The organism is Asaccharospora irregularis DSM 2635, assembly GCF_900129815.1.
Taxonomy (GTDB): domain Bacteria; phylum Bacillota; class Clostridia; order Peptostreptococcales; family Peptostreptococcaceae; genus Asaccharospora; species Asaccharospora irregularis.
Genome location: NZ_FQWX01000035.1, coordinates 1 through 22,881 on the forward strand (window position 1 = coordinate 1; position 22,881 = coordinate 22,881).

The following is a 22,881-nucleotide window of genomic DNA, read 5'->3' on the forward strand; positions in this document are numbered from 1 at the left end:
TTCCGTCTACAACTTGAACGTCTGCTCTTATTATTCCTGCTGGAGCTTCCATTACCACATGTGTTGTAGGTTCTACAGCTGGTACTACACCAGTTTCTATAGCAGCTGTTATAGCTCCTATTGATCCATGACCACACATGTTTAGGTATCCTCCGCCATCCATGAATATTATTCCAAAGTCAGCTTCTGGAGAACAAGGTTGTGTCATTACAGAACCGAACATATCATTATGTCCTCTTGGTTCTAACATTATAGCAGTTCTTAAATAATCTAAATTTTCTTCTAAGAATTCTTTCTTTTCAGCCATAGTATTCCCTTTTATGTTTGGTATTCCACCTACAACTATTCTAGTAGCTTCCCCTGCAGTATGAGAATCTATTGCTTGTATACTTCTGCTAAATTTCATAACAAACTCCCCCTTAATTTTATACTTTGCGCAATTTTATTATTCCTTTTAATCTATATTATGAAATATTAAAATATTCATAATCGGTTATAATAACTTATTTTTTTCGCATTTTTAACTTTAAAAACGCTAGTGCTTTTCTTGCGTCAGTTTCATTTGTGTTATTTTCTCCAACAACTTCTGTTTCAATGCCTTCTTTTGACTTGTTGATATCAACTATTGTATCCATGTAATCATTGGTAACAACAAACTTAGCTTGAGTTCCGTTAAATGTAACACCTACTAGAGGAATTCCTCTTTTTCCTATTTCTTCACAAGTGTTAGCATAATCTACATGTGAATTCCCCCAACCATCTGCTGATAATATTACTCCGTCTGCCCTCATGGACTCTAGCCAAACTGCTGTCCTTTGACCTACAAGATTTTTATATTTATTATCTTGTGGTGTTCCTACTACTACAACTCCCAATAAATCTACATCAGTATCTTGACCTACTATATCTAAAAGCGGATCTCTGAAGTGATGAAGGGATGTTTCTTTAGTTGAAGGACCTATTCCCATAATATATTCACCTCTTTAATTAAGTCATCGATCTAAGAGCGCCGTCTCTATATTCATTTGGAGATAAAATCATAGGCATATTACACATGTCTATAATAGAAGTTCCTCCTTCATAACCACTTGGTTCTTTAGCGAATAATAGATTGTCATACATTGCCCCTTGACCTGCTATTTGTTTTACTATTACGACTTTTTTCGCATTTTCTCTAATCTTGTCAAAATATTCACGAATTTCTGTAGCACTTCGTCCGTCTTCTTTTTTCAAAGTTTCTCTTATATCTTGTATAAAATCATCACATGCTTTAAATGCCGCATTAGGAAGTGATCTATCGTAAGGTAAGCCTCCCTTGACAGTTACATCCATATGGATTATATAATCGTTTTCCCCAGGAGTACCACGTCTGCCTAATACCATTTGGTCCTTTAGGTTTCCTTCAGAAGATCCAAATTCATGCATTTGTCTTCCATCTTCATCTACCCCTGTTAGCATTACATATACTCCTGTTAGTGTATGTGTAATACCTTCTCCTAGCCCTCCTAGAACCTTTGTAGATATAGGTACTATATCCATAATAGTATTTATTTCTCTATCATGGTCACCAGGTTTTATAACATCTAGTGTTATTTTTGATATTATGTCATTTTCTTTTTCTAATTCTTTTATTCTATTGGTGTTTATAGTAAGTACATCTTTTTTTAAAGAAACTTTTGATCCAGCTTTGACTTCATTTATATGAAAGGCTTTTATAACTAGTCTTCTAAGTATCTTTTCTTTCATAATATATTCCACCTTTGTATTTAAACCCTCTCCCTCTTTGTAGAGGGAAAGGGTATGTTTTTAAATGTACAAACTTCGGATTGACTATATTTGAGCGTGGTATTCGAATGGTAATGGAACTATCTTACCAGCTGAAGGTATAGCTACTAATTGTTCTAATGTAGCTTTTAATATTCCTGTTTGCATTTCTATATTGTGAGGTTCCCCTGCATTTGCACCCATTGGAACTAATGGAGCAACCGCTCTTGGAGTACCATTTTGTCTTACTACTGGAGGAAGAGCTGCTATTATTATAGTTGGTATACCAGCTTCTTCTATTGCTCTCTGCACGATCACGGCAGTTCTATGGCAAGTACCTCAGCCTGCTGTCATAACTACAGCGTCTACTCCCTCTTCTTTTAATTTTTGAGCTATTGCTGGGCCAGTTTCTTCAGTGAAAACGTGTTGGTTTCCTCCACCACCCATGAATCCATAGTGCATTGGTGCAACTGCTTTTATGAATCCTTCTTTTGCTAATTCATGTAATCTCTCTATAGGGAACATACAGTTTATGTCTCTATTAACGTCAGAGTTATCGTATCCACCATGTGATACCATAAGTTCTTCTGGAGTAGCTGTATCTGGAATAGCTCTAAATCCAGTATCCCCTGCTAGGTTAAATCTTTTATCCGTTTTTAAATGAACACCTGCTGCTGTGGCTAATGCTACTGTCATATCTTTTAATTCTTTAGTTACAGGAGCCCAAACTGGAGGTGGTGTTATAGGTACAAATATCTCAGATTGAAGTCCTTTTACTGTTGATAGACTCATTTCTTTCTCTCCCTTCCATCTTTCATATATTTTATAAATTATTATCTTTTTCTTCTGGTTTACAACCATACTTAGCTTGCATTTCTGCTTGCTTTTCTTTTTCTCTATTAAGGTTTTCTACGTACTCTTTATTAGGTTCTGGACTTAATACCTCAGGATAGCTTAGCATAAATCCAACTTCTTGACCTATTAAAGGTTCGCCGTCAGTTACAAGCATTCTATTTGGTATTTTAAACTGTCCAAGTCTTCCCTTTAGATTTATAGTTACTGCTCCTCCGTGGATTTCAACTATAACTCCTTCGTAGAAACGCTCTGATGAGATGTATTTTAATCTATCCATTTATTTTTACCTCTCTTTGCTGTTCTAAACCTAGTTGCATAAACTTGGCTCTTATTTTTTAACTTATAATCTACAAAACCTTAATTAATCTATATTATTCAGCGTCTTTTTCGTAGATTTCTCTTCTCTTCTTACTCATTGGTAATACTTGTTCGTTATCTTCTAACTCTATTTTGATTCCTAATTCTTTTTCTATAGCTTCTACGTTGTTTAGCTTAACGTTTGGATTCCATTTTCTTTCTGGAGCCTTAACTGCTTCACCAACCATAGCATTCTTTAACATACACATTATTCTTATAGCATCTTCTGGAGCTAATGTGTTGTTTCCTAATATTTCGTTTTCTATACCTTGCTTAGACTTGTTGTTGTCTACCATGTGAGTCATGTATTTGTTACCAACAACTAGAGCACCTTGAACAGCTGAGTAAGTTACCCCAACTACTGGAACTCCTCTCATACCTATTTGTTCTATATGAGATGCGAAGTCTATATGGTTGTTTCCGAATCCTTCTGTAGTAACAACAGCTCCGTCAACTTCCATAGATTCAACTAACATACCTAATCTCTTAGATACGTAGAATTTCTCAGAGTTTGCTTGTGGAGAACCAACAAATACAACACCTACTAAATCTACTTCTTCATCTTCCATAGCTTTTATTACTAATGGCTCTCTCCAGTAATGTCTAGACATTTCTTTTGAAGCAGGTCCTATACAAGTTAATGCATGTATACCACCATCTAATACTTCAAGTGGAGATAATACAACTGGAACGTTTCCTAAGTCAACGTTTGGTCTAGCGCCTAATGTACCAACTGGCTCAGCAGGTAATATTAAGTTATCATGCATTGCCCCTTGACCCATTATTTCTTTTACTATAACTATTTTCTTTTTGCCTTCTCTTCTGTATTGGTTGATTACTTGCTCATCTACCACTAGAGATTCGTCAGCTTTCTTTAATGCTTCTCTTATTTCTTGAGTTATATAGTCAAAAGCTTTATGAGCTGCTAAAGGTCCTGGTCTTTCCATTCCTGTTCCAGCTTTTATAGTAACTTGACCTTTTATGAATACTTCACCTTTGTCTGGAGTACCTGGTCTTCCCCACATTATAGTAGTATCCATTTCACCTTCTGAAGAACCGAATTCACCTATTTGAACTCCGTTTGCATCAGTTCCTGTTAATACCATTACTACACCGTCTACAACTCTTGTTATACCTTCACCTAAGTCACCTTCTTCTTTAGTAGCTATAGGTTGAACGTCTAATATAGCTTCACTGTACTCAGTGTATCTATCTGGAGTTATTATATCTAATTTCATATCTAAAACTAATTCTTCAGTTGCAGCTGCTTCTTTACATATAGCATCTGAATGTCTTAAATATAAAGTAGTTCCTTCTATTTTAGTCTCATCAGCGAACTCAACTTTTTCTATTTTGAAGTGTTTCTTAGTTAAACTTCTTAATAATTTAGTTGATCCCTCTTTTTTAGCTTCAGCTACTGGAGCTGCTACTGGAGCTGCTACCATACCTGCTTGAGCTGCTACTGATAAAGGTATTTCTAAGTTTATATCTTTACCTTCACCTATGTGTATTTTAACTGTTTCTCCTGCAGTTCCTCCACTTACTGGTATTGATGCTGCTAATGCTGGAGCTGGAGCTGCTTCTTCAACTGCTTCTTCAGTTGCTTCTTCTTTAGCTTCCCCTGCTTTGTATCCTTCTACAGTATCTGTAGTCATAGGAGTTAACGCATCTAAAGTTTGTGTTAATTTAGCTCCTAAAACTTGACCTATCGTTAGATGGTTTTCTGGTATTGTTAATAATCCAGAATCCTCTAAGTCTGCAAATATTGCTGGATCTTCTAAGTTTTCTGGTGCTATTACTGTTCCCGCTTCAAATCTGCAACAACATACTGCTGGGTCATTTGCATGGGCTTGAGCTGTTTCTAAAGTTATTGACATAGTATAAAATACCTCCTTACATTATTTTCTTATTTATTATTTTAATTTCGATTTCCCAACAAACTATTAATTTGTTGAGAAATCGATAATATTAAAACCTATTTTTGTATTACTCCCATTTGAGCTGCTATAGCTACAGGTATTTCTAAGTTTATATCTTTGCCTTCGCTGATATGTATTCTAACTACTTGAGCATCACCAGCTAAGGCTTGAACTGAAGCTACTCCGCTTTGTACAGACACTTCAGCTGTCTCTTCTTTTACAGCTTCTTCTTTTTCATCTTCTGATGCTTTGAATCCTTCCACATTGTCTGGAGTCATAGCTGTTAAAGCATCTAAAGTTTTTGTTAGTTTAGCTCCTAAAACTTGACCTATTGTAAGTATATTTTCTGGTATTGTTAATAGACCTGAATCCTCTAAATCTGGAAATATTGCTGGATCCTCTAAGTTTTCTGGTGCTATTATTGTTCCTTCTTCAAATCTACAGCAACATACTGCTGGGTCATTTGCATGTTGTTGAGCTGTTTCTAGTGTTATTGACATAATAAATGCCTCCTTTTGTTTTTTTGATTTATTTAATTATGTCTTGACACCCCTCAATGTACAATACATATTAACCATTCCCTACCAACAGTAATTGAGCGTCATGACTTATTAACACTTATAGTTTATCATATTTACCATACTGGTATATCGTTTTCACTATATTATTATATAAGTAATTTACATTCACAATTATATATAAGCAATTCCTATGCCAAGTATAAGCTTGAAAGTTTTTTTCTATAGTAGTGTGGTCGCTTATCTCTATATTTAGCCAAAGTTAATTTATAATTTATCAATTTCATGTTTAAAATCCTACATATAAATTTAACAAAATAAATAAATAGTGCCAGTAATCTGACACTTTTTTTATTTAAAGTTTCTATGTTTTGAAAAAACATAGGTAAAAGTATTGTTTTACCTATGTCTTAGTGCTATTTTTTATTTATGTCTATTTTTAGACATATGTCACTTTTTAGACACGTCTATATTGTACTGATCAATCTTGTAATATAAGGTGGTTCTAGGTATATTTAATATTTTAGCAGCCTTAGCCTTATTTCCTTTAGACATTGTTAAAGCTTTTGTTATATTTTTTATTTCCAACCTTTGAGTTGCCTTAGTCAAGTCTAGTGGATAATCTTCTTCTTCTATATTATTGTTAGCATACTCAATCATATAACTAGGTATATCATCCATTTCTATAGTATCTTTTTGAGATAATACAACTATATTTTCTATAGTATTTCTAAGCTCCCTTATATTACCCTTCCATCTATAGTTTTGGAATACATTTATAACATCTTTATCTATGCTTAAAACCTTCTTATTATTTTGTTTGCATATTTCCTCCAAAAATTTATGAACCAATATAACTATATCTTCTTTTCTTTCTCTTAATGGAGGTATCTTTATTTCAACTACATTTAGTCTATAGTATAAGTCCTCTCTAAACTTTTCTTCTTTTACTAACTGGGCTAAGTCTTTGTTTGTAGCAGATATGATTCTAGGATTAATCTTTATAATCGTATCTCCTCCAACTCTTCTAATTTCCTTTTCTTGCAATACTCTAAGTAGTTTAGCCTGCATACTAAGTGGTAGATCAGCTATCTCATCTAGAAAAACGGTCCCGTCTTTAGCTAGTTCAAATATACCAACTCTTCCTTTTTTGCTAGCCCCTGTAAATGCTCCAGATTCATATCCAAAAAATTCACTTTCAAATAGTTCACTCGGTATAGCACTACAGTTAACAGGTATAAATTGTCCTTTTCTTTCGCTGTAATCGTGAATAGCCCTAGCAAATACTTCCTTACCTGTACCACTTTCTCCCCATATAAATATACTACTATTAGTCCTTGCTACCTGCTTTGCTATTGATTTAGATTTCTCTAGTTTATAGCTTTGTCCTAAAATCTTATCAAAACTTCCTTTTGATAGATTTTTCACTTCATCCTTTAAATATTTAAGTGCATCATTAGCCTTGTCCAGTTCCATTGACAACTTTCTTGCCTCTGTGACATCAACTTCCGTGCATACGACCCCTATAAATTCATCTTTATAAAATATAGGGTTTGCGTGTACTAGTGCATATAAATCTTTTTTCTTATCTGTAAAATAAATATCACTCATACCAACCCTACTATTTAATACTTTTTCGGATATAGTATTTTCTAGGAATTCACTTATATGACGCCCTGTCATATCTTCTGATTTTATTTCGTATCTATCCTCCATAAATTTATTCCAAAGTATTACTATACCTTCGTTATTTATGGCACATATTCCTTCTTTAATCTGACCTATGATATATTTAAGCGTTATACCATAGTCCTCTAGATTCATGTATAAATAATCCCTGATATGTTCTTGCTTAAGTACACCTGCTATCTTACCACCATCTAATATAGGAAGTATTCCTATATTTTCATTTATCATTATGTCTCTACATTCATCTAGAGTTAAACCCTTATTACTGTATATAATATCTTTTTGCATTATGTCTTTTACTTTTTGTTGATTATATAATTCTTGATCTTTATACAACTTATGTATATCCGTCATAGATATTATTCCTTTTAGTTCTCCGTTTTCATCAGTAACCATCAGGGTTTTTGTATTACTTTTTATCATCTCTTTTATTACATCTTCTATGAGCATGTCTTCCGATATAGTAGTGAACTCCTTATCCATTACTTCTTCTACCTTTTTTACTTCTGGTATCGAAAACATATCGTTCCCCCTTTATGGAGTATTTTTAAAGTCTATATCTATATTTTAACATATTATTTTAGCAACAAATTTAATTTTTTTCTATACAAGGGGGAACGTAATTCTAGTTTTATCTATGTGACTATACTTTTTGTGCATTAATTTATATAAATGAGAGAATTGTTATAAATTGTATAGAATAAGACTTTATTATTGTATTCTAACTTTTATTTCTTATAACACCATCTCTATATTTATTGGCACTCAATACCAAAGGCATATTACCTAGATCTATAATAGATTTACATCCAACATAGCCCCCAGGTTCATAAGGCAATATTCCCGTATCATACATACACCCTAAACCAGATACTAGCTTTACTATAACTACCTTCTTTTTGTTTGGACGCACAATATCAAAATACTCTTTAGTCCTGCTACATACACTACTATCAATAGATTTTAAATACTGTCTAATTTCTTGTATTATTTTATCAGATATACTGTGGGCTGAGCTTATGCCTTCCTTTGTTCTACCTTCACCATTTTTAAGTTCTACATCTATATGAATTATAATATCATCTTCTGATGGTGTCCCTCTTCTTCCAAGTTTTATTTGCTCCCTTAGTATCCCCTCAGAAGATCCGATATTTGAAGGTTGAAATCCACCCTCTTCCACTCCCGTAAGCATAACTCTTGAACCAGATAAAACGTGAGTTATACCTTCTCCAACTCTACCTGTAACTTTTGTTGCTATCGGCGAAATGTCCATTATAGAGTTTATAAACATATTGTGATTGTCAGGATAAATTATATTTAAATTTACATCCTTAATAAGAGGATCCAATTTTTTGAAATCATTCACAATTTCTCTTCTTATAAATAATGTATTATTTTCAATTTTAGTTCTATCAGAAAATTTTACTTCCTCTACTTTAAACTCTTTAATAATTAAACTTCTAACTTTAGTTTCGATATCTTCACTTCCAAAAATTGTATCTGTATTATTCTTTTTAACTTTCTTTTTATTCATCTTTGTTTTTAGTACTGCTAAAGCTTTTATTGCATCTAGCTCAACGACGTTATTCTCTCCTACAACACAGGTTTCTATCCCTTTTTCTGTTTTATTAAAATCGATAATCGTGTCCATGTATTTGTTTGTAACAACAAACGATGCCTGATTACCTACAAAACTCATTCCTACCGTAGTAATATTTTTTTTGCTAATTTCCTCAATCGCTGTTGTAAAATCAACATGACTATTTCCCCAACTATCAATAGAAACAATAGCCCCATCAGCCCTCATACCTTCAGCTATATCAGCTATTCTTTTAGATATAAATTCTTTGTCATATATAACCTCCGGAGTACCTGCAACTATAATTCCTAGTAAATCCACATCTTTGTCATTAGATACAATTTCAACCAAAGGATCCCTAAAGTGATGCAAAGTAGTTTCTTTTGAAGATGGTCCTATACCCATAAACTCACTCCCAATCTTTATAATAGTTTTTATATGAATTTAATCTTTAATTAAACTGCTTTTGTGTTCAAAAAAGTACTAGATAAAATATCTAGTACTTTTGAGAAAATTAGGAATTTATATATTTTATACGTTATGTCTGTATTCGTATGGAAGCATTTGCATTTGTCCAAAATGATCCATTGATACTATTAGATTTAATGAGTCTTTTAATATTGCAGTTTGCATTTCTATATTATTTGGCTCACCTGCATTTGATCCAATAGGTACATGTGCTGCAGCTATACGAGGAGCACCTTGTTGTTTAGCTATTGGTGGTAATGCCGCTACTATTATAGTAGATATTCCAGCAGCTTCAACTGCTCTTTGTACTATTGTAGCTGAACGATGGCAAGTACCGCATCCTCCTGTAAATATTGCTATATCAACTTTATCTTTTTTAAGTATTTCAGCTATAGCTGGGCCAGTTTCTCCTCTAAATTTTTCAACGTTTCCGCCGCCGCCCATGAATCCTATGAATTTAGGAGCTAAACTTCCTATAAATCCTTCTTTTACTAATTCATGCAATCTATCTATTGGAAACATTGAGTTTACGTCTTTGTTTATATCACTATTATCAAACCCACCATGGCTACACATTAATTCTGAAGATGGTGTATCTGAAGGTATTTCTCTATAAGTATAGTCTCCAGCCAAATTAAATGGTTTTTGAGTTTTTATATGTATTCCCCCAGCTGTAAGAAACGCAACTTTACATTTATTAAGTGGCTTAGTTAAAGGAGTCCACACTGGTGGAGGTGTTACAGGTGCGTAAACCTCTGATTTCATTCCTTTTGCAGTTGTTAACTTCATTTTTTATCTCCCCCTAATGGCATTATTTTATTACTCTTGCATAACTCAAGTATATTTCAACTTGATCATCTACTTCTAATGGTTTTTCTGTAAAAACAGCTCTTAATGGTATAATTATTATACCCATTCTTCCATTAAGCTCTATTTTAACTCCTATCTCAGTTACATCTATGATTCTTCCTGGTAAAAGTCTTGGTTCTATCTGAGCTTCTAATTTTGCTTGCATATTTTTGCCTCCGTTTTTTTACCTATTTTACTAGTTTTTGGTTGGCATCTATAACAGCTTGTTTTACTAGTTTTTGGTTGGCATCTATAACAGCTTGATTCCATTTTCTATCAGCTGGTTCTATTTCTATTCCTGCTATTTTAGTTTTTAACATAAGAATAGCACGTTGTGCATCTTGAGGAGCTATAGTATTTTCTCCAAGTATTTCTGATTCAAATCCACCTTTATCTTTGTTTACTTCTATCATTGCATCCATGTATTTGTTACCAACAACTAATTGTCCTTGGTATGCAGCATAAGTTACACCAACAACATTAACTCCACGTTTACCAACTTCTTGGATATTTTCAGCAAAATCTATATGGTTATTTCCAAATCCTTCAGTAGTTATAATCGCACCATCTACATTAAGAGCTCTAGCCATAGCACCTAATCTCTTAGCTACGAACATTTTTTCATCATTAACTTGAGGACTTCCTATAAATACTACCCCTACTAAGTTTACTTCTTCATCATCAGCTAATTGTTCTAATAATGGTTCTCTAAAATAGTGACGAGTATCTTCTTTAGAAGCAGGTCCTATACATGTTAATGCATGTATACCACCATCTCTAACTTCATTTGGAGATAATACAACTGGAACGTTTCCTAAGTCAACGTTTTGACGTCCACCTAATACTCCAGCTGGTTCAGTTGGAAGCATTACATTATCATGCATAGCTCCTTGACCCATTATTTCTTTTATAAGAACTACTCTTGGACGACCATGTCTTACAACTTCGTTAAATACATCTTCTTTAACAGCTTGTTCTTTAGGAGCTTTCTTTAATACTTCTCTAATTTCTTGTATTATAACATCACAAGCTTTATGAGCAGCGTAAGGTCCTCTTCTTTCCATTCCTGTGTTACCTTCTATTATTACATGAACTCTTACCATTATATCTTGTGGATCAGGGCAACCTGGTTTTCCATAATCTATTTTTTCATCTAAGTATCCTTCACAAGAACCGAATTCATGAACTTGTATTCCATTTTCATCTACACCAGTAAGAAGGAATACTACATCGTTCATTATGTTAGTTATACCGCTTCCAAGTTGACCTTCAACTTTAGCAGCTATTGGTATAACGTCCATTATAGTGTTTGAATATTTGTGTCTGTCGTCTGGATTTATTATATCTATTTCTAATTTTTTAGCTAAAGGATCTGCTTTTAGCGCTTCCTCACAAAGTGCTTTTCTTATAGTTAAAACGCCATTTTCAAAAGTAGTTACATCTCCAAGTTCAACTTTTTTAACAGCAAATTCTCTTCTTGTTAATGTATTTACTATTTCATCTTCTATTTTTTCTGCTGGAGCTACTGGCATAGTGCTAAGTCCACATTCACTTAATGCACCTGCTGGAAATTCTAAGTTTACACCATCCATATGGTCAACACTTAAACGAACAAAGCTACCACCAACTACGCTTTTAACTTTCTCCACTTTACTACCCCCATTTTCTAAGCATTTTTCTTCTACTTCTTTTACTTCCTCTTTTACTTCTTCAACTACTCCTTCTAGAACATCTGCTGTAAGTGGAGTTAACCCATCTACATCTTGAAGTAGTTTTGCCCCCAACACTTGACCTAGTGTTAATACATTTTCTGGTAAAGTTACCAACCCAGAATCTACTAAGTCAGGTAGTACAACTGGATCTTCAAGTTCGCTAGGCCCTATTACAGTACCTTTTGTAGTTCTACAGCAAACAACTGCTGGAGCATTTTTATGCTGTTCAGCACATTCCTTTGTAATAGACATACTCTTTTCTCCTCCTATGGTTTTTCTAATATTATGCTTATATTTTTAACAAAACAATTTAGATAAAATAAAACTGTTTTGGTTAAAACAAATTTAAAATATATTAAACTATTTAAATTTACTAAATTTTACTTATTTTAATTTTCTTACAAGGGGATGACCAACTGTTCTCATAACATTATCTGTAACATGGTATACACCTAGTTTTAGCTTAGGAGCAGAACACATAACTGTGTTGCTACAGTCGCTACAATTCCCCATCAAAATAATTTCAGCCCCTGCCTTTTTGAAGTTAAGTACCTTTTCAGCTTGACCTGGACAGTTTCCTGGGTTTTCACATTTTAGGCTTCCTTTGACTTCAACTGCTTGTTTACATTTTTGTACTAAAACTACATCTGATCCCATTTTGTCAGCCATCTCTCTCATACGGTTTTCATTTGCACTACAAGCACAAACTAATAGACCTATTTTTCTCTTATCCTCAGTAAATGGCATAGTAACTATTATTCCACCAGTAGTTTTAGTTATAGGTGTATCAACAGTAGTACTAGATCCTGTAAAAGGTCCTCCCAAAACTATTTCTCCATATTCTCCATCTATTCCACCAGCTCTTTCTATAAGCTCTCCCACAGTAGTACCAATAGGAACATCCTTAAATATTCTTGAATGAACCCCACCATTTAATTTTCCTACTACTGTAATATCCTTTGATATAACTGGCTTTTTCAAATCAATAGCTTCTGTAACCCTTGTTAGAGTTTCAACATTTATTACAACAGCATCTGCTGCTGAAGGTAACTGAGTTGGTTCTAATAATTTGCCTAGAACCTCTCTAATTATCGCTCTTTCCTCTCCCATAGGGTACATATCTGGGAGTTCAAATATCGATATATTTTCATCTTTTATTACCTTGCTAAATGCTCTTATAGCTTCTGTATTTTTAGATTTAACAGCTAATATCCCCCTAGAAGCATTAGTTATCTCCATTGCATATTTTAAACCTTGATAAACTATCTCTGGTGTTTCAGTAAGCTCTTTTATGTTATGTCCCAATAAAGGTTCACATTCCACACCATTAGCTATAACTACACCACCCTTTAAATCTACATTCAGTTTTATATGTGTAGGGAAGCCTGCTCCTCCCATACCTACTATTCCAGCTTCCTGTATTATATCAAGTAGGCTACCTTTACCTGATAAAGGTTTATATGTATCATTTTGTTCTTCATCTGCTTCTATTATTATTGATTTTTCATTTACTTCTTTAACTACTCCATTAAAGCTTGAGTAGATATTTGCCCCCAACCCTGTTGGTTTAGCAATTAAGCTTCCTTTTTCTACTTTATCTCCAACACTTACAATTGGTTCATTTACGGCACCAACATGTTGCTTCAATAAAATAGGATATAGTTTCTTCAACTAATACGCCCCCTTATGCTCTTAAAAATCATTTCCCTTCTGTTAATAGTTAACTTTCTAATTAGAGTGTTAAGTTTTTGTTACACTTTACTTTAAAGCAACATCCATGCCAACATTTTCTTTCCAACTTTTATCAATCCTATAACCATTGAAAATACTAAATATATTTTCTTTTTTTAATTTTTTTTAGTATATTTTTTATTTTTTACTACAGTCAAATAACTAACACATTTTCTATGTTTATTAATATAGTAATTATCTCTTTAATTTTAGTTATTTTTTTAACTTTACAATGTGGCGATATTTGAACACCGTCCTTAAACTGTCAGTCCAAAGAATACAATTTTAATTTATGATAATATAAATTAGCTATTTTTGTAATAAAACACTTTTTATTGTCAAATAAAGTAAAATACATTTTCTAAGATTTAAAATATCTATTTTTCCAATCATAAAATATAGTCAATTTACCAACACTTTTTATGCACATTTCTCATAGAATCTTGTGGATATTTTAAATTTATTTCTTGAATAAAAAAAGATGTCAACAAGTAGACATTGTCTTCTTGTTGACATCTTATAAATCGGTTTCATTATGTAAAAATAAAATTAAATTATTTTATTTTTAATCTTACGTCACCTTTTATTCTTCTTATTAATGGATGGTTTACTGTTCTCATAACATGGTCAGTTATATGGTATACACCTAATTTTAATTTTGGTGCAGATCCCATTACTGTATTACTACAGTCAGTACAGTTACCTATTAATATAACTTCAGCTCCTGCTTTTTTGAACTCTATACATTTTTGTGCTTGACCTGGACAGTGTCCTGGGTTTTCACATTTTAAGTTTCCTCTAACATCTACTGCTTGCTTACATTTTTGAACAGAAACTATTTTGTCATCTGATACACCCATCTTGTGAGCTATATCTCTCATTCTTTCTTCGTTAGGTCCGCAAGCACAAACTAAAAGACCCATTTTTCTAGGTTCATTAACGAATTCCATAGTAACTATTATTCCACCACTAGTTTTAGTTATTGGTGCTTCTAATTCTGTTGCTTTTCCAGTGAAAGGTCCACCTAATATTACTTCTCCATGTTTACCTTTTATTCCACCAGCTTTTTCTATAAGTTCTTCTACAGTAGTTCCTATTGGAACATCCATAAATACTTGAGATTCTTTTCCTGGGTTTAATTGCCCAACTACTGTTATATTTTTAGATATAACTGGTCTTTTTTGTTCAACAGCTTCTGTAATTCTACATACAGTCTCTACGTTTATTACAACAGCTCCTGCTTCTAAAGGTAATTGAGTTGGCTCTAATAATTTACCAAGAACGTCTCTTATTATGGCTCTTTCTTCACCCATTGGGTACATATCTACTAATTCAGATACTTCTATGTTATCTTCTGGCTTAATTATAGACTTGAATATTTCTATAGCTTTTTTATGCTTACCTTTTATAGCTAAAACACCTTTTCCAGCGTTTGTAACTTCCATAACATATTTTAAACCATTGTAAAGCTTTTGAGGTTCATCCATAATTTGTTGTATATTATGAGCTAATAAAGGTTCACATTCTGCTGCATTTACTAAGATTGTTCCACCTTTTAAATCAGTCTTTAATTTAATATGAGTTGGGAAACCTGCTCCACCCATTCCAACGATACCGGCTTCTTCTATTAATTCAAGAATACCTTCTCCTTTTAATGGTTCAAATGTCTCATCTTGCACTTCATCAGCTTCTATTACTATTGCTTGTTCATTTATTTCTTTTATTTTTCCACTAACACTTGCGTATATGTTAGCCCCTAATCCTGTTGGTTTTGCGATTAATGTTCCTCTTTTAACTTCATCACCAACACTTACAACTGGTTCATTTACAGCTCCAACATGCTGTTTTAATAAAATAGAATATAGCTTATTCAACTGATACGCCTCCTTGAGTACTTTAATATTTTATAAATTCGTCCAAACAATGTTGATTTTTCTATCACAATGCTTCAACATATTGTTTATTTCTATAGTCCATACTGCTTATATGTTAAGCAATTGTTATGCCAACTTTATTTATTTAACATTTCATGCCTCTTACCATTGAAAATGCTTGTCTTAGTCTCATAAAAATATCTTATGTAAACCTTTACAAAGCGAATTAATAGACAACTTTCAGACGCTTTTTTTGTTATATTTTGCTCAATATATTGAAATATGAATATCTTTTAAAAAGTGTCTATAAATAGACACCGTCTATTTATAGACACTTTATGTTGTGAAAATTTTTTCTTATTTATTAAATTTATTTATCATAGTATATTTATTTTAAATTTATTTTCTGCACTCCATTTTGATCTATACTATAGTTCTCTTTATAAATTAGGTCTGAAACCTTCACAATCTCATATCCATTTTTTTCTAGCCTATTTATTATATTGTCTAGATAATTGCCTACATCACTTGCATTTGCATGAAATAACACGATAGAACCTGGCTGTGAACCTTTTACTACTCTTTCTATAACATGATTTGGTCCTACTTCTTTCCAGTCTAAAGAGTCGACATCCCACTTAATAACCTTATACCCTAGATTTTCGCATATTTCCATTGATTTGTCATCTACATCTCCAAAAGGTGGTCTAAATAAATCGGTTTTTTCACCTGTTATATTAGATATTTTTTCTGTTGTTATTTCGATTTCATTAATTATGTCCTCATCTGATATTTCCTTTAGGTTTGCATGTGTATTAGAATGGTTGCCTATTTCATGCCCATTATCATATAGTTTTTTTACTAGTTCTTCATTATCATCTATCCAACTTCCGACTAAGAAGAATGTCGCTTTTATATTGTGCTTTTCAAGTATAGATATTATCTCATCTATATTTTGGGTACCCCAAGCAACATCAAATGTTATGGCTACCTTTTTATCATTTGTATCAACTCTATATATAGGTACTTTAGAGTTTTCCTGAGTAGAGCATATGTACTTTATACCAGAAACTAAAATAAATATTAATACTAAAGACAGTGAAAAAAATATAATACTTGATACTAACGCCCTGGTTCTTTTAAACTTTCGATTCATATCTTACCTCCTTGTCATAAATATCCTGTACACTAAAAATTTATTTTTTTAAACTTCAAAAAATTACTATAAAGATAAATTTCTTATTTGGGCAACTTAAAATTAATACTAACTTTAAAGGTGGTGTATTTTTATGTCAAATATAAGAAGTAGTTTTGATAATCTAAAAGGAAAACAAATAGAAACCGCTAGGGAAACTATTAAATTCGAAAACCGTCACTATATGAGAGAAGCTCATAATATCCAAGAGGGAATACGTAAAGATAAAAAAATTAAAATCGGTAAAAAATACTAGAATATATTATTTAAATTTGGTTAAATTAATCCTAACAGCACAAAGTTAATGTGTTGTTAAGACATCACTTAAGGAGGAAATTTACTATGACAAATTCAAATTCAAACAAAACTGTAGTCCCTGAAGCCAAAGCTGCTTTAAACCAAATGAAATTGGAAATAGCTAACGAAATAGGTTTAGCTAACTACGATAGTGTAGACAAAGGTAACTTAACAGCTAGACAAAACGGATATGTTGGTGGATACATGACTAAGAAGTTAGTTGAAATGGCTGAAAGACAAATGGCTGGAAAGTAGATAGTAAATTTTGACCACTAGGGATAAAAAAAGGCTACCATTTTAGGTAGCCTTTTTACATGTCTGTAAATTACATAACCTAAAACCTTATTTTTAGTCCGCACACATCACTTTCAATCAAATTTTATAAAATATATATAATGTAGTAAATACTTTGTTTTGCAGTTAAATAAATTGTCCTTTTAATTTTATCCTTTTTAGTTTAATATATTATATAGAAATAGTTTTACGGAGGATGATAATATGTTTGAAAACTCATCTGAAGAATTAGCTTATCATAAGCTTTTAATTTTATATATTTTAGATAAAATTAATATGGATTTAACTAATTCTCAAATAACTCAAGTTGTATTAGAAACTGAAATGATGAACTACTTCTCTCTTCAACAAATTTTATCCCAGCTTATGGAATCTAAATTTGTGACAACCCACAAAGACTCTAATAGAGAGTATTATAGTCTTACTCAAAAAGGGTTTGAGACTTTAGAATATTTCCTAGGGAGAATACCTGAGAGTGTAGCATCTAAAATTTCTGACTATATAACTTGTAATAAAGAAAATTTATTAGCTGACACCCAAGTTAAATCTAGTTTTGTAAAACAAAGTGATAATGAGTTTATTGTAAACTTAAGAGTTATAGAGAATCAATCAAACTTAATAGACTTAAATTTAAATGTTTCTTCAGAAAAACAAGCAAAGCTTATTTGTAACAATTGGAAGAACAATGCATCGTATATGTATGCCGAAGTTATAGATTTACTTATCCGAGATATACATTAGGAGCCTACACACATACTATTGTGGTAGGCTCTTTTCCTACCTTAATTTCTTTTATTAACATGTTGCTACAAGTTTCATAAACCTTTATACAATTTTTTTGCGTGTCTGAAACAAATAATAATCTTTCATCTTTAGATACTTCTAGTCCTTGAGGTATTCCACATACATTTATGTATCCAAGGTATTTGCCTGTTGGATAATCTAGTATTTTCACATTTTTATACCCTAAGTCGGTAACATAAAATTTGTTTTCCATGTAATTGAAACTAATCTCTACCGGTAACAAGAATCCTTCTAGAATCTTTTTAACTTCTAAGGTATCCTTATCCAGTATTATAATTTTTCCGTCTAGTGTTGATGTATATATTTCTTTCTTTTTTTTGTCTATAGATATATGCCATGCCTTAAAATCTACATCTATTTTCCTAACTACCTCCTTGGTCAATAAATCTATACATACTATAGAATTTATACAAGGGACGTACAGTTTTTTCGTTTGAATATCAAATTTAAATCCATGTGGCATATTGTCTACTCCTATAATCCCTATTGGTGTTAAATCTTTCTTGTCTATTATATAAATACTGTTAGAATCCTCATTTGAAATAAAAATTTCATTGTTATATAACATAATTTGACTTAAATTTCCCCCAATAGAAATTGAATCAACTATTTTCTTAGTATCCAAACTTACTACATACAGTATTCCATTGCTCGAACTAGGTATGTAAATTAAGCCTTCATCCTTATCTATACAAAAATGATGCGGATATATGCTTTCATTAAAATAGATTTCTTTTTCTAGTTCAAGAGTAGAGTAGTCTATGATACTAATGCTTCTTGATAAATAATTAGAAATATATACCTTCAAATACTCTCCCTCCTTATTTTTTATTTTGTACTAACAATAATATATTATTTTGTCTGCTTGTTTTATTCATTATTTTTCTATATTGCAATATTAAGTGTATATTGTTATGATTATCTATGTTGATTGTAGAATTAGTATAGGAGATGATAATTATGAAAATAACTTTTAATCCAAGTGGAGTTTGCTGTAGACAAATAAACTTTGAAGTGGATGAGAATAACATAATACTTGATGCCGAGTTTATCGGTGGATGTGCAGGTAACCTATTAGGACTTAAACATCTAATAATCGGCCAAAATGCACTTGAGGTTGCAGACAAGTTAAATGGTATTCAATGTGGAAGCAAATCTACTTCTTGTCCTGATCAATTATCTAAGGCAATACGTGAGTCATTATAATTGATTAGTCTAATTTAAAAAGATGGAGTATAGGTGCACTTGGCACTCACACTCCATCTTTTTTATGAGTTTATTAGTTTTCTAACTTCCCCTATCATATATAAAGACCCTGCACTTATTATTATGTCATCTTTATTTGATGTATCAAGTATATACCTAACAGCTTCGTCTATATTGCGTTTTGAGGTTACATCTGATACATACATCGATATCTTCTGCGCTAGTGTTTCTGAGCTAATTGCTCTAGGATTATCTGGTGTTGTAGTTATCACTCTACTAAATATTGGCATAAGAATATCTAAAACACTATCTATATCCTTATCCTCTAACATACCTATTAAAAGTGTTAGTTTTTTTCCCTTAAAGTTATGGTCTAATGATTTTCTCAATGATCTTGCTCCTTCTTCATTGTGAGCTCCGTCTATTATAAAAATTGGTTCTTCTTTAATTTTTTCTATTCTTCCTGGCCATCTTGTATTTAAAAGCCCATTTCTTATCGACATTTCATCTACTTCTAAATTTAAACACTCTAATACACTAAGCGCTAAAACTGAGTTGTTTACTTGATGTTCTCCGATTAGCTTTATCTCTAAATCTTCATATCTTTTTCCCAAAATAGTACAATCAAACACCTGAGAATATATGTCAGATTTTTTAATATCTATGCCACTAAACTTAACTTCTATATATTTAGCATTCTTTTCGCTACATACACCCTTTATAACTCCCTTTACTTCTTCTGATTGATCATAGACTACTACAGTCCCATTTTCCTTTATTATTCCAGCCTTTTCATAGGCAATTTTCTCAAGTGTATCCCCAAGTATATTGACATGATCCATGCTTATCGAAGTAATTACACTAGCTAATGATTTTTTTATTATATTGGTTCCGTCATACCTTCCACCTAAACCTACTTCTAGTACTAAAAAATCTACTTTTTGCTCAGCATAGTAATAAAATGCCATAGCTGTTACTATTTCAAATTCTGTAGGATATGAATAGCCCTCTTTTACCATTTTTTCTATCTTAGATTTTATTAATTCAATAATTCTGCCTACTTCAGGCTCTGGTATATGTTCTCCATTGACTCTTATTCGCTCAGTAAATGTTTCTAGGTATGGTGATGTGTAAAGCCCTACTTTATATCCAGCCTCTTTTAGTATTGAAGATATAAATGAACATGTAGATCCTTTGCCATTTGTTCCTGCCACATGGATTATATCTAAGCTGTCCTGAGGATTGCCTAAAAGTTCTAGTAGCTTTCCTATATTATCAAGACCCAGCCTGATTCCAAACTTGTTGCTTTGAGCTATGTATTTTAATGCTTGTTCGTAGTTCACCTATAATTTCCTCCTTGATTTATTTTTGGGATTGGGCGCTTCGGTGTTGCTCGAATTAGGCTTTCCTCCAGACAGCTGCGCTGCAATGTCGGTGCAGTCTAATATCTTCGCAACCCCTTCGCTGGATAATCTCATGATACATTATCTGCGTCGGTTCGTTTAAAATCTTTTTGATTTTATTTATTTTAATTATTTTTACTCCAAGCAGTCAAGCTGCAATGTCGGTGCAGCCTAATATCTTCGCAACCACTTCGCTGGATAATCTCATGATTCTTTATCTGCGTCGATTAGTTTAATTTTTCAGATAATAATTATATTGTAGTTCAATTAATTTTCTAGTTCAACAGTCTTGTTTCCAATAGTTATACTTTTCACTTGGCTTACATCTATTACTTTGCTAAATCCTATACGAGTAGATATTTTTAATAAAGAACTACTCGTACCTCCTGATATAAGATCTCCACCGGTGTATTGAGTTCCATCTTTTAATGTTACTTTTTCTATATTAATATTGTCCCTATTTCTACTTATTAAATTAGCAGATGCGAAGATAGGTGAAATATTTACTGATGTTATAAAATATTTATTATCATTTATTTTTATGGTACGATTTACTATTATTTCTTTTGATACATCTTTATAATCTAATTTCCATGATACTTTCCAATTACCATTAACTAATGGAACAAATTTGCCGTCTTCATCTGAATAATATCCAAAGTCCTGAAAATCTAGTGTGATTTTTCTTCCATTTATTTTTTTATCTGAACTATATGAGATTAAAAAGTTTAATTTATTATCGTTTGGATTTTCATCTGCCAATGACGATATACTCCAACCAGAACTTGATCTTTTATCTAGATTTATGTCTACTTGTTCAAACTGCATTTCTCTATTTAAATTGTTTTTATCCTTAATGTTTATATTTTTAGATGTTTCTACTTCTAATAATATATATACACTATTTTTATCGCCTAGGCTTTGTTTGATATTTATTTTTAAGTTATCATCCTCTATTATTTTATTTATATAGGCATCTGCTCCACTTAAAGATCTATTACTTTTATCTATACCTAAGTAATTCAATAATCTATTATCTAAATTCAATACAAAATATTCATTTGCCATTGCAATTGTACTAATCATCATAGTAGCAATTAAAATACTTATAATTACTTTTTTACCTTTATGTTTTTTTGTACTATTTACAGATATTTTATCTACTGTCATCTGTAAAATCCTTTGTTTTTCATCCTGATTAAGAGGTAGATCACCTTCTAATAGATTATCTTCATTTTTTATATTAATTATTTTATCTATTCTACTCATGTATAATCCCTCCCTCAGTTAATGACTTTTTTAATTTTTCTTTTCCTCTGTAAAGACTATTTTCAACTTTTTTCGAAGATAGATTTAAACGTTCTGCTATATCTTTTATCCTCTCATAATAAAAGTACCTAAGTATAAATATTGATTTGTCAGGTTCTTCCATATTATAGATAGTTTTACTTATTACCTCGCTATTTATTTTTTGAACATATTCATCTTCCATAGATACTGTTATCCCTAAGTTATTCTCTTCTATTGGTAGTACTATAGAATTTCCTTTAAGTTTTCTTCTTTTATCAAGGGCCGTGTTTCTGGCAATAGCATATATATAACTTTTTAAAGGTGTATTTTTATCAAACCTGTATTTATCTATATTCTTCCATAATTTAAAAAAGGTATCAGAAATAGCTTCTTCGATGTCTTCTTTTTTGCAATCATAAAGTATATTTTTACAAATTGTTTTTACTGCGCCACCATATATATCCATCGCTAAACTTAATCCTTTATTCGGATTTTTATTTAGAAGAGAGCAGATTCTTTTTTCGCTAAGTTTATTCATTATTTTACTCCTTTATTAATGCTTACTACCTATCAATACGTAAAAAAAGCCTTTTTCACTCAAGTTTTATAAAATATTTTTATTTAATATAGATTAAGCAATATCTATTAACTATAAACTATTATAGCAATCAATTATATAATCTAATATTACAAAAAACTAAAGGCCTAAATCCAATTGCATATCGGACCTAGGCCTTATTAATTGGCTCTTTGTCAAATAACGTTGATGAAGTCAATATTTAATTTTTAAAGGCAGCATCTAATACAGTTTTCATGTATAGATGCTGTTTTTAAATTACTTGTATTTTTTCTCTTAGTAATACTCTTAATCTTAAATTTTTAAAACTTCTAAATCCAAAGGATACTCTTTTGAGTACTTTAATGGTATTATTCTTACCCTCAACTCTAGCATTTGTATATTTTGTAATTAGTGCATTTAATACGTACTGTTTTTTATCCTTCAAAGATTTAAGGCTTGTTCTAAAGCATGAAGGACAGTCTTTTAAATCCTTTGATAGCATTTCTGAAATCATTTTT

General features: G+C 31.7%; 24 protein-coding genes. 4 read left to right on the forward strand and 20 right to left on the reverse strand.

The annotated features are described in order from the left end of the window. The 15 genes from BUB34_RS10655 to BUB34_RS10730 all read right to left on the reverse strand — a co-directional run. Positions 1-406, reverse strand: a 406-nt coding sequence (locus tag BUB34_RS10655) for a proline racemase family protein (RefSeq protein WP_200787924.1), incomplete at its 3' end; no start/stop codon positions are given. Between the two features lie 97 nt (positions 407-503). Beyond that, positions 504-968, reverse strand: coding sequence for a glycine/sarcosine/betaine reductase component B subunit (locus BUB34_RS10660; RefSeq protein ID WP_073127157.1), 465 nt, complete (start codon positions 966-968; stop codon positions 504-506). A gap of 19 nt (positions 969-987) precedes the next feature. Further along, positions 988-1,746 (reverse strand): proline reductase cluster protein PrdD, encoded by a 759-nt coding sequence (gene prdD / locus BUB34_RS10665; RefSeq protein ID WP_073127159.1) that lies wholly within the window; start codon positions 1,744-1,746, stop codon positions 988-990. A gap of 84 nt (positions 1,747-1,830) precedes the next feature. Then, positions 1,831-2,556 carry a D-proline reductase (dithiol) protein PrdB gene (gene prdB / locus BUB34_RS12970; RefSeq protein WP_084120374.1) on the reverse strand — a complete coding sequence of 242 codons (726 nt, stop codon included), beginning with the start codon at positions 2,554-2,556 and terminating at the stop codon, positions 1,831-1,833. Between the two features lie 31 nt (positions 2,557-2,587). Next, positions 2,588-2,896, reverse strand: a complete 309-nt coding sequence (locus BUB34_RS10680; protein WP_073127163.1) for a CBO2463/CBO2479 domain-containing protein — start codon at positions 2,894-2,896, stop codon at positions 2,588-2,590. Between the two features lie 94 nt (positions 2,897-2,990). Next, positions 2,991-4,853 carry a D-proline reductase (dithiol) proprotein PrdA gene (gene prdA / locus BUB34_RS10685; protein WP_073127164.1) on the reverse strand — a complete coding sequence of 621 codons (1,863 nt, stop codon included), beginning with the start codon at positions 4,851-4,853 and terminating at the stop codon, positions 2,991-2,993. A gap of 98 nt (positions 4,854-4,951) precedes the next feature. Beyond that, positions 4,952-5,395: a sugar transporter gene (locus tag BUB34_RS10690; protein WP_073127166.1), complete on the reverse strand. Its 444-nt coding sequence runs from the start codon at positions 5,393-5,395 to the stop codon at positions 4,952-4,954. A 468-nt stretch (positions 5,396-5,863) separates the two neighbouring features. Further along, positions 5,864-7,624 carry a sigma-54 dependent transcriptional regulator PrdR gene (gene prdR, locus BUB34_RS10695; protein WP_073127168.1) on the reverse strand — a complete coding sequence of 587 codons (1,761 nt, stop codon included), beginning with the start codon at positions 7,622-7,624 and terminating at the stop codon, positions 5,864-5,866. A 199-nt stretch (positions 7,625-7,823) separates the two neighbouring features. Next, complete coding sequence (prdD, locus tag BUB34_RS13900; protein WP_073127170.1) at positions 7,824-9,086, reverse strand: proline reductase cluster protein PrdD; 1,263 nt, start codon at positions 9,084-9,086, stop codon at positions 7,824-7,826. Between the two features lie 126 nt (positions 9,087-9,212). Next, positions 9,213-9,938, reverse strand: coding sequence for a D-proline reductase (dithiol) protein PrdB (gene prdB / locus BUB34_RS10705; protein WP_073127171.1), 726 nt, complete (start codon positions 9,936-9,938; stop codon positions 9,213-9,215). A gap of 22 nt (positions 9,939-9,960) precedes the next feature. Next, positions 9,961-10,164, reverse strand: a complete 204-nt coding sequence (locus BUB34_RS10710) for a CBO2463/CBO2479 domain-containing protein (RefSeq protein WP_073127173.1) — start codon at positions 10,162-10,164, stop codon at positions 9,961-9,963. Between the two features lie 22 nt (positions 10,165-10,186). Continuing rightward, positions 10,187-11,962, reverse strand: a complete 1,776-nt coding sequence (gene prdA / locus BUB34_RS10715; protein WP_073127175.1) for a D-proline reductase (dithiol) proprotein PrdA — start codon at positions 11,960-11,962, stop codon at positions 10,187-10,189. A gap of 132 nt (positions 11,963-12,094) precedes the next feature. Continuing rightward, entirely contained in the window at positions 12,095-13,381 is a 1,287-nt protein-coding gene (gene prdC, locus BUB34_RS10720) for a proline reductase-associated electron transfer protein PrdC (RefSeq protein ID WP_073127177.1), read from the reverse strand. Positions 13,382-13,995: 614 nt separating this feature from the next. Further along, complete coding sequence (gene prdC, locus BUB34_RS10725; protein WP_073127179.1) at positions 13,996-15,315, reverse strand: proline reductase-associated electron transfer protein PrdC; 1,320 nt, start codon at positions 15,313-15,315, stop codon at positions 13,996-13,998. Positions 15,316-15,703: 388 nt separating this feature from the next. Beyond that, on the reverse strand, positions 15,704-16,471 hold the full coding sequence (locus BUB34_RS10730) for a polysaccharide deacetylase family protein (RefSeq protein WP_073127181.1): 768 nt from the start codon (positions 16,469-16,471) through the stop codon (positions 15,704-15,706). 133 nt (positions 16,472-16,604) lie between these two features. Between BUB34_RS10730 and BUB34_RS13275 the strand changes: the two genes are divergently transcribed. From BUB34_RS13275 to BUB34_RS10740, 3 genes are all read left to right on the forward strand, one after another. Then, positions 16,605-16,766: a hypothetical protein gene (locus BUB34_RS13275; protein ID WP_159430062.1), complete on the forward strand. Its 162-nt coding sequence runs from the start codon at positions 16,605-16,607 to the stop codon at positions 16,764-16,766. Positions 16,767-16,852: 86 nt separating this feature from the next. After that, positions 16,853-17,062, forward strand: a complete 210-nt coding sequence (locus tag BUB34_RS10735; RefSeq protein WP_073127183.1) for an alpha/beta-type small acid-soluble spore protein — start codon at positions 16,853-16,855, stop codon at positions 17,060-17,062. Positions 17,063-17,305: 243 nt separating this feature from the next. Then, positions 17,306-17,842 carry a DUF4364 family protein gene (locus BUB34_RS10740; RefSeq protein ID WP_073127184.1) on the forward strand — a complete coding sequence of 179 codons (537 nt, stop codon included), beginning with the start codon at positions 17,306-17,308 and terminating at the stop codon, positions 17,840-17,842. Positions 17,843-17,846: 4 nt separating this feature from the next. On the opposite strand, the gene BUB34_RS10745 is transcribed toward BUB34_RS10740, so the two are convergent. Beyond that, positions 17,847-18,713, reverse strand: a complete 867-nt coding sequence (locus BUB34_RS10745) for a YncE family protein (protein ID WP_073127186.1) — start codon at positions 18,711-18,713, stop codon at positions 17,847-17,849. A 152-nt stretch (positions 18,714-18,865) separates the two neighbouring features. Between BUB34_RS10745 and BUB34_RS10750 the strand changes: the two genes are divergently transcribed. Beyond that, positions 18,866-19,111: a TIGR03905 family TSCPD domain-containing protein gene (locus tag BUB34_RS10750; protein WP_084120372.1), complete on the forward strand. Its 246-nt coding sequence runs from the start codon at positions 18,866-18,868 to the stop codon at positions 19,109-19,111. A 62-nt stretch (positions 19,112-19,173) separates the two neighbouring features. Here the strand turns inward: BUB34_RS10750 and BUB34_RS10755 are convergent, their stop codons facing one another. The 4 genes from BUB34_RS10755 to BUB34_RS10770 all read right to left on the reverse strand — a co-directional run. Then, the gene (locus BUB34_RS10755; protein WP_073127188.1) at positions 19,174-20,454 is read right to left on the reverse strand and encodes a bifunctional folylpolyglutamate synthase/dihydrofolate synthase; all 1,281 of its coding nucleotides are present in this window, start codon (positions 20,452-20,454) and stop codon (positions 19,174-19,176) included. A gap of 327 nt (positions 20,455-20,781) precedes the next feature. Continuing rightward, on the reverse strand, positions 20,782-21,783 hold the full coding sequence (locus BUB34_RS10760; RefSeq protein ID WP_073127190.1) for a DUF4179 domain-containing protein: 1,002 nt from the start codon (positions 21,781-21,783) through the stop codon (positions 20,782-20,784). Next, on the reverse strand, positions 21,776-22,342 hold the full coding sequence (locus BUB34_RS10765) for a sigma-70 family RNA polymerase sigma factor (protein WP_073127192.1): 567 nt from the start codon (positions 22,340-22,342) through the stop codon (positions 21,776-21,778). The genes BUB34_RS10760 and BUB34_RS10765 overlap by 8 nt, the downstream gene beginning before the upstream one ends. 292 nt (positions 22,343-22,634) lie before the next feature. Further along, the coding region (locus tag BUB34_RS10770) for a transposase (RefSeq protein ID WP_143153369.1) at positions 22,635-22,881 on the reverse strand (247 nt) is incomplete at its 5' end.